The following is an 8,021-nucleotide window of genomic DNA, read 5'->3' as shown; positions in this document are numbered from 1 at the left end:
CAGCAAAACCGAACCCGTGAAAATGGCAGCCTGATGTAAAACCCTGATCCACCTTAACCGGGCTGCAAACTGGTCGAAAAAGCAGGACCACCTCTGATTTCGTTTGTGATGACCTCGGAGGCATCGAATTTGGGCGTGCGGGATCGGGCCATAGCTGGCCTCCTTTCGAGTTTTGGTGAGAGGGAATGGTGATCAGGCTGACTGACGGGGCCGTGGATTGTTGGTGATCCGCGCGCCGAGCCCTTCGACCATCTCGATGTAGGTGGTCAGCGAGACGGACGTGCCAGGACCGCAAGGGTCAGGGTCGACCGATCCGTCCCGCGTCACCCGCGTCACCCGCGGCAGGTTCGCGAAAGCGATGACATCGATGACGGGTCGGATATCGATGAACGGGGTCCCTCGTGCGACCACAAGAGTGGCCACGGGAAAGCGCTTGATCGGCGCGAAACTCGACACAGTGGTCCACCCGAGATGGAGGAACGTCCCGCCCTCCCCGCAGATCACATGCGCGTTTGGCAATGTCGCCGCCTGCCTGATATAGCCAAGATCACGCAGGACGGTCTCGCGCTCAAGCCGCTTTGCCTGCCGCGTCTGGCCGGTTCGGCGCAGTTCCTTGTGTCGCCACCACGAGGCAGCGGTCGCGCGCAACACGCGCAAGATACCTGTTTGCATCGGAATGCCCTTCATCCGGAACGGCAGACCGGAACCCGGCCCGGACCCATCTGAGGGACCCCAAAGGCCCTCATCCGTCAGTCACAAAACCCGAAGGACACTCTTACTTTTCTCGGGCATTGACCATGTCCTGGCCAATTTCAGCGGGTCCTCACCACACGGCGCCATGCCTGCGTTTTTGTCGAAGCCATTGATTTGGAACAGCAGAGGCATCTGGGGACGCAAGATCGGCAATGGGAATCGGCGAAATCTTGCACAAGTCGCTAAATTACCATTATTTGGCAGATAGTTAACAGATTATGCAGTTCGGCAAGATATTATTCTACAGGCCTGCCTACATCTGCGGATGCGTAACATCTTTTAATCTTACCGTCTTACGCCGCTTGCCCGCTGAGCCTGCCATAAAAGCTGCGCTCAAGATGCAGCTCCCCTGCCCCGGCTTTCTCGACCATGCCGCGCAGATATCCGCCTGGTGAGGCAACCTCGCCCGCGCTGTGCTTCTCGAACACAAGTGCAAACGCAGCCGTGGCCACCTGAGTGCCCATTCGGTCCTGCGCCACGTTCCAAGCATGCTCCGAAATCCCGATCATCGGCCTGAGTTGCCCGGCAACCCGATGCAGATCGCCCCAATCCTTCAGGAATCCGCCCATATTACGCGCCCAGGACGCGAACTCTGGACAGGCCTGCATGATTGTTGGCAGGTCAAGCGCGGTTCGCTTCTTGCGCACCTCTGCAACCCAGTCTTCCAGCTCCCCATCAACCCGCTCCTCGGGTCGTGCATTGGGCACAACATCCGCCGCTTCCTCTTTTTCAGAGGAATTACTAATTACAGGAATAAGTTGATTTGTAGTTAGTATATGAGGTTCAGAAATGACCTCCCTGGGGTTCATTTCTTGAGTCTTCTTCATAACTTTGGCGTCATTTTTGTCGGTGTTTTCCACAGGGTTTATCGCACCAGTCGCCTTGAGATAGGCCGCCTCGACTCGTTCCTGAAGTTCCTTGAACCACGCCAGTAGCCGCTCTAGTTGCTCAGAGGCTTGATGGCGGCGCGGAAGTCGGTCCAGAAGCTCCTCGAAGAGACCCGTGAATTGCGTCCAGGGCCCGCGCAACGCGCCGCTAACCGCCGCCTCGATCCGCGCGCGGATCATCCGGCGCGCAACCGTGATCTGACGCTTCAAGCGCTGGCAGAGCTCGCGCTCGGCCTGCAACTCGGCCTGCAGCTCTTCAAACTCTTCGACTCGAGCCGAAAGCGGCGACAGATCGAAGCCGTAGGCCTCGACGATACGCCCCTCAGCGTCTCTGCGGCCCCACCGTTTGCCATTCGGACTATCCTGGAAAGAGATCACACCGATCTCTGCCAGACGCCGCGCATGACGCTTGAGTGCCGACAGAGAGAAGCCGGTCTGTTCCATCAGATAGGCGTTAGAGGCCCAGACGATCGGGCGCTGCCCCTCCTCCCAGTCCTGGGCCTGCGTGAAGGCCCCCAGTGTATCGAGGAGCATCATGTCGCCGGCCTTCAGACCGATATGCGCTCCAACGCGCTTGAGCGCGACAAATGCCCGCGTCTTGGGTACTGCTACCCGTTCACCGGCTTGGGCAAGCTTCTCAGCAACCCCAAGACCCGGTGTCGGCTTGCGCCAACCTGTATGTTTCATGCCTGTATCTCACCTCCAGTTACGTGGAGGCAAAAGAAAGCCGTTCGCTCAAGAGCGTTCGTCGTTGACAGTGAAACCCGTGAGACTTATCTTGGAGGCGACCAAACCACTAAGATCAGCTCTCAGGCCACACCGCTTGGGGGCTTTTCTTTTGCCGTTAATTCATTTGTCGTTTCTTCTTACTCCTTGCCTCATAGTTCCAGAGAACATCACACCAACGCTATCCTCAGTCGGTATCTTTCTCCGAGTCTTCGACGTTCAAATAGCTTGCGACTAAGTCCCCAAGCTTTTCGAGACGCTCTTGGTCAATCGGCACTCCTGCAACCTTGATTGAGAGGTTTCCATCGACGGAAGTGACCGAGAGATTTCGGTTACCCACCTTACGCTTTACGGTGAGTTTTTGGGGCTTTGTCTTTGGTTTTGGCTTGGTTTTGTTCGTCCTCTCCAAGCTCGCCAAGGCCCCTTGTAAATCGCGGAAGCTCATGTCGTAGACGTTCTTGAACGTGTTCAAGATTTGGTCCTGCGCAGCGAATACAGATCGTGCTCGCGAGACTAGGCTCTCATGCACGCCAATTTTCTTGGCGAATGCCACAGCTGTCAGCTTTTCTTCACCAGAAGACAGCGTCTCATACATTTCACCAATTGAAACCAATCGCTCAAATGGGCTTAGGTTCTCGCGCTCCTCATTCTCGCGGAACCGAAGAAACAACATCTCAAACTTGCTGTTCTCGGCGTTTCGCGCTTCAGGCGGGGCAAGGATTGCACGAAGGGGTACACCTAGCTCTGACGCGGCAGCCAGTCGGCGGCGGCCGGTCAGCATCATGAATGGAACGCCAGCGACATTCGACGGATCCAACGGATCCGGCTGCCAACCCGGATCCTCCGGCCACACCAGAATGGGCGTGTCCTGCCCGTTCGAGGCAATGCTGTTAACCAGAGACCTGAATGCTTCCTGCGACATCCAGTCTTGTCGGCGGTCGGTGCCCATCGGATCGGAGATTTGATCTGGCGACAGGCTTATCTCGTGGCGACCGTTGAGGATATCCGAACAAAGCTCGGCTCTGCTTCGCTCCACAGCAGCTTGCGACTGCGCAAGCGCCCCTGATTTCCAAGCACTGCCGGCCCCATTGAAAGGAGTTGAAACAGCATCATTGGATTCTGTCCTACCTTCGGAACCGCTCGCACGATCCTTGGATATATCGGGACTAGAAGCCTTACTAACCAGCGACCTTGGAATACTGCGTTTCATGCTTCACCCTCGCCGTCATCTTCATAGAAGTCGTCCATCCATGTATCAGCATAGCCACGTTCGAGACCCGGCCAGAGCCGCGATACTATCGCGTCGTTCACAGCATCGGCATTCGTGATGAACCGGTTGATCCCCTTGCGCTTTCCCGGCGTATCCGGCTCATACTCGTATACAGATTGATAGACGTCGGACGCATTCGAGATTGCGTCGGAACGCAGATAGAACACTGGCAGAATCTCCGTGGGGCAATGTTCTAGCAGGTTACCGATGTGGTTGAGGTCCTGCGCATTGGAACGTTGGACGATTGTCGGCAACAGCATGTTCGCACCGGTTCCGATCTCGATCCTTTCATGGGCCAGAATGTGCTGGAGCATCCCAAGCAGGCCAGTGACAAAGGTCGACAACGTCGCGATGTCGAACCCCTTCATGGTTTGCGGTATGACCAGCGAAGTCGACGCAATCACGTTATTCAACTGGAACAGTGTGAGCGCAGGTTGGTAATCGATGATAATGACATCCAGGGTCTCGGTCAGAGCAGCGTCGAGCCGCTCTTGATCGACCTTGCCTTCGACTACCAATTCGTTGGGCAGCGTCTTTGGGGGATGGCCCGCCTTCCAACGGTCAATGGCATCGCGCAGGTAGCGGTAAAAGCTCTTTCCTGCGGGGGCTTCGCGGACAAGCCGCGCAATCTGGATTTCACCCTCGGATGTTTCGCCGTGTGCTGGCAAAAGGCGTAGGCCCGGCCAGGAGGTCTTGAGAAGGAAGCTGTCGAGCGTTTGCGCGTCGTGGTCGGTGTATGGCGCGTCTTCTGACTGAAAGAGTCCAGCAAAGTCTACCATAGAGGCGGTGTTTTCATCGGGCATCTGGGGAAGCCCCTCTCCCCCAACGAAGTATAGCGTTATTGTGCTTTGCGGGTCGGCATCCATGACGCCAACACGCATGCCGTAGTGCAAACTGAGATACTGGGCGAAATGCGCGGCGCTCAGGCTTTTGGCTGTGCCGCCTTTCTGGCTTGCAAACGAGATGACGGGCAAAGGTGCATCTGGCTTCCGCCAAGCCAGGTAATCGTACGGCCGCTTTGCCGAGGCCGCCAGAAGGGCCCGCATGTGCATCAATTCTGAAAGCGTGAAAACACGCTCTCTTCCGACATATTCGCCTGCGGGAAAGTCATCGCTCGAATTGGCGAACTTGGTCAGATACTGAATACTCACATTAAGAAACCTTGCGCACTGGCGCATGGACCACATGCGCTTGATGCGTTGACGCAAGGTGAGTTCCTTGTTCACCGCCACCATCGTGCGCTCAAGCCCACGTGACAGATCCGTCAAAAACTGTTCTAAACTACCGCTCATTTCTAAGCCCTGACTTCGGTTGGATCCGAGTTCGACTCGATTCTCTCTGAATGGTAGCACGGTTCTGGACCAAAGATAAAGATACCACGCGCCTATGGATTTCAGGCGCTCATTTTGAGGCCATGTGGCTCCAGAAGCTCCAATCTTGAACGCGTTCAAGATTGGAGCTCAGGCTGGTTGACCGGTGCATAGCCTGCCGACCTTGCCTGTTTCACACCGCGCCTTTCCGGCCCCACTGGATACCTCTCTGAAGGAACAGACCGTCTCGGTTCGCGGCCTTACCCAGATTGGCGTTGAAGCCGTGATCACGGATGCTCGACGTGAAGTGGTTGGCGCCGGTCTCCTTGTTCTGCTTCTTCCAGTTGCAGCCGCACTCGACCAGCCTACCTTGCGAGGAGCGGCCGTCGACGCGGAGCGTAGAGACCATCAGGCGCGAGCTCGCGACGGGTTTGACGGTGATTTCGAGGTCGGAGGTCTTGGCGGATATGCAGCCAAAGTTTTAGCGGCTGCGATACCGACGCTTGCGAAACTGATGCAGCCCGAGGGGTAATTGCGCAGTTGGCCAAGGCTTGGCCACGCCGGAGGAGTAGCGCCGCAGAGAAGGGTAGGGGAGGAAGAGGGGCAGCTCCCGTTGTTGATGGGGCGATCGCTGCGAAGTGCGTTTCATGCAACCGGTACGCACCGGGAGACCTGCGGGGACCGGAAAAAATGCCACAGGGAAATTCGCGGCGTCCTTAAAACTGAACAAAACAAGTAGACCCCTTACTCTCGTGCACGCGCGCAACAAGCGTTGCGCTAGAGTGCTCTCAACAGCCCGATCCCTTGCTCAAGAGGCATTGCACGAACGCCTTCGGCCACCGGGACGTCATGCTCTCCGGCGTAGATCAACAGCTTCCGGCTGGCCTTGATGTCTTCCGCGCCCACATGGAACCCGCGCGAGACCTTTGGCGCAGTCGTGCGCTTGATCTCAACGGCCCAGATGTCGCCGCCAGGCAGGCGAAGGACCAAGTCAAGTTCAGCTCCGGCAGAAGTGCGATAGAAGAAGGGTTCGGTGCCGGTTGGTGCAGCAGCAAGAAGGGCCTCGATACAGAACCCCTCCCAACTGCCGCCAACGACGGGGTGCCCGAGCAAGCCCTCGATTGTCCCAATGCTTAACAGGGCATGCACGACCCCGCTGTCGCGGACATAAACCTTTGGCGATTTCACCAAACGCTTGCCGACATTCTCATGCCAGGGCTGCAGTCGCCGCACCAGCATGAGATCAACGAGCAGATCGAGGTAGCGTCCAATCGTTTGGCCGGAGACGCCCAGCCCCTCGGCGAGGGCTGCAGCGTTCAATAGACCACCTTGCACATGCGCAAGCATTGTCCAGAAGCGCCGCAAGGTTGCGGCTGGAATACGCGGTCCGAGGGCAGGGATGTCACGTTCCAGATAATTACGCAGAAAATCCAGACGCCAATCCATGCTGGTTTGATCGCTTGAAGCCATGAAGCTGTCAGGAAAGCCACCACGCAGCCAGAGCGCATTCAACTGATCAGCCCCCACCTCGGTAAGCTGTAGAGGGGGCATTTCGATATACCTGACACGTCCAGCAAGGGATTCTGCCGACTGTTGGAGTAGGACGTTGGAGGCTGATCCCAAGAGCAGAAACTGGCCCGCTCGAAAACCGGCCCGCCTGCGCTGGTCGATCTGACCACGCAGGCTCTTAAAGAGGCCAGGCATCTGCTGCACCTCATCGAGGATGACGAGTTTTCCCGCCTGTTCATCCAGATATAGATCCGGTTCGGTCAGGATCTGCCTGTCCGCATCTCGTTCTAGATCAAGGTATACCGATGGTTGCTCCGAAGCGATGTCTAGAGCGAGCGTGGTTTTCCCAACCTGCCGGGGGCCGAGGAGGACAACAGCAGCTTGGCTCTCGAGCGCGGATTGCACAAAGTGATGAGTTTGGCGCTTATACATACCTTGCAATTACTCCACACGATGGAAGATTTGCAAGGATAAGCTGCTTAGCGGGTAAAGTTGCCACTCAATTGGAGATGTCGCCTGAAGTGACGAACAGGCTTAGCGTCAAAACTCACTCATAGCATCCCAAGCCGCTTCGCCCGCTCCAGCAACATCTTCACTGATGATGGCTGCCAGCTTGTCCGCCCGCGGGGTGTGCGCTCACGCATGTTCTCCAAGCGGGCGCAGATGGCCTGAAGCGTAATGTCGGGATCGGCGCCCTTGATAGCCGCGACGATGGCGGGCAGGCGATCATCTCGCGCACGCGGGCCCGCGCGATCAAGCACGGTCGTGGGGAGGAACCCATCGCGGACATAGGCGTTCACAGCGCGCAGCAGACGGCTTTGCGTCCAGTGCCGGGCCTCGGGTAGGGGGCCGTTGATGATGCGCACCACATCTTCCCAAGCCAGATCGGGGCGCAGCCGACGCACATGGGGCACCCAGTCCTGCGCAGTTTCATTCAGGCGTTCCATATATCCGTCCTGTCGCGCCAGTCGGACCTTGCGTAGCGCAGCCGGATCCCGGGCGCGCAGGCCAGGGTTTCCGCCGACCCGCCCCTTTGTTCGTGCGCTCGCCAGCCCCGCCTTGGTACGTTCGCGGATCAACGCCCGCTCGAACTCGGCCGCGGCGCCCAGAACCTGCAGTGTGAACTTGCCTTGCGGGGATCCGGTGTCGATCGGGTCCTGAATGGAACGAAAGAACGCCCCCTTGGCCTCGAGCCGCTCGATCACCTCCAGCAGATGCGACAGGGATCGCGCGAGGCGGTCGATCCGCACGACGACCAGCGTGTCGCCCTTGCTGATGCGCTCCAACACCCGCGCAAGCACCGGCCGCGCACGATTGCCGCCCGAGGCCTGTTCCTCATGGATTTCGGCGCAGCCCGCGGATTTCAGGGCCTGCGACTGGGGCAGGGGGGTCTGATCTTCGGTCGAGACGCGCGCATAACCTATCAGGGGCACGGGCAGGGGGCCTGTTTTGCAGTTTAAGATATCACTAATAAACGACCGTTTGAAAACGGATGCAAGGGCGCTCTCTGTGGCCCTGCTCAACAGAAAGCCCTTGGTTTCTACACAGTTGTCGCATTTAGTTCCC

Annotated in this window: 7 protein-coding genes; all 7 read right to left on the bottom strand. The window is 57.7% G+C overall.

What is annotated here, in order from left to right; genetic code table 11:
* Positions 1 to 192: 192 nt before the first annotated feature.
* Positions 193 to 672, bottom strand: a complete 480-nt coding sequence (locus ABIE58_RS19715; RefSeq protein ID WP_354546336.1) for a hypothetical protein — start codon at positions 670 to 672, stop codon at positions 193 to 195.
* Between the two features lie 374 nt (positions 673 to 1,046).
* Entirely contained in the window at positions 1,047 to 2,327 is a 1,281-nt protein-coding gene (repC, locus tag ABIE58_RS19710; RefSeq protein WP_354546335.1) for a plasmid replication protein RepC, read from the bottom strand.
* 226 nt (positions 2,328 to 2,553) lie between these two features.
* Positions 2,554 to 3,576, bottom strand: coding sequence for a ParB N-terminal domain-containing protein (locus tag ABIE58_RS19705; protein ID WP_354546334.1), 1,023 nt, complete (start codon positions 3,574 to 3,576; stop codon positions 2,554 to 2,556).
* The gene (locus ABIE58_RS19700; RefSeq protein WP_354546333.1) at positions 3,573 to 4,928 is read right to left on the bottom strand and encodes a ParA family protein; all 1,356 of its coding nucleotides are present in this window, start codon (positions 4,926 to 4,928) and stop codon (positions 3,573 to 3,575) included. The genes ABIE58_RS19705 and ABIE58_RS19700 overlap by 4 nt, the downstream gene beginning before the upstream one ends.
* Before the next feature lie 211 nt (positions 4,929 to 5,139).
* On the bottom strand, positions 5,140 to 5,355 hold the full coding sequence (locus ABIE58_RS19695; protein WP_354546332.1) for a hypothetical protein: 216 nt from the start codon (positions 5,353 to 5,355) through the stop codon (positions 5,140 to 5,142).
* Positions 5,356 to 5,723: 368 nt separating this feature from the next.
* Entirely contained in the window at positions 5,724 to 6,887 is a 1,164-nt protein-coding gene (locus ABIE58_RS19690; protein WP_354546331.1) for an ATP-binding protein, read from the bottom strand.
* 119 nt (positions 6,888 to 7,006) lie between these two features.
* A complete protein-coding gene (locus ABIE58_RS19685) occupies positions 7,007 to 7,888 on the bottom strand; it encodes a recombinase family protein (protein WP_354546337.1) in 882 nt (293 codons plus the stop codon).
* Between the last annotated feature and the right edge of the window lie 133 nt (positions 7,889 to 8,021).

Origin of the sequence: Roseovarius sp. MBR-78 (genome assembly GCF_040547535.1) — a bacterium.
GTDB lineage: Bacteria > Pseudomonadota > Alphaproteobacteria > Rhodobacterales > Rhodobacteraceae > Roseovarius.
The sequence above is the reverse complement of the archived record's forward strand: the minus strand, read 5'-3'. Positions and strand labels throughout refer to the sequence as shown.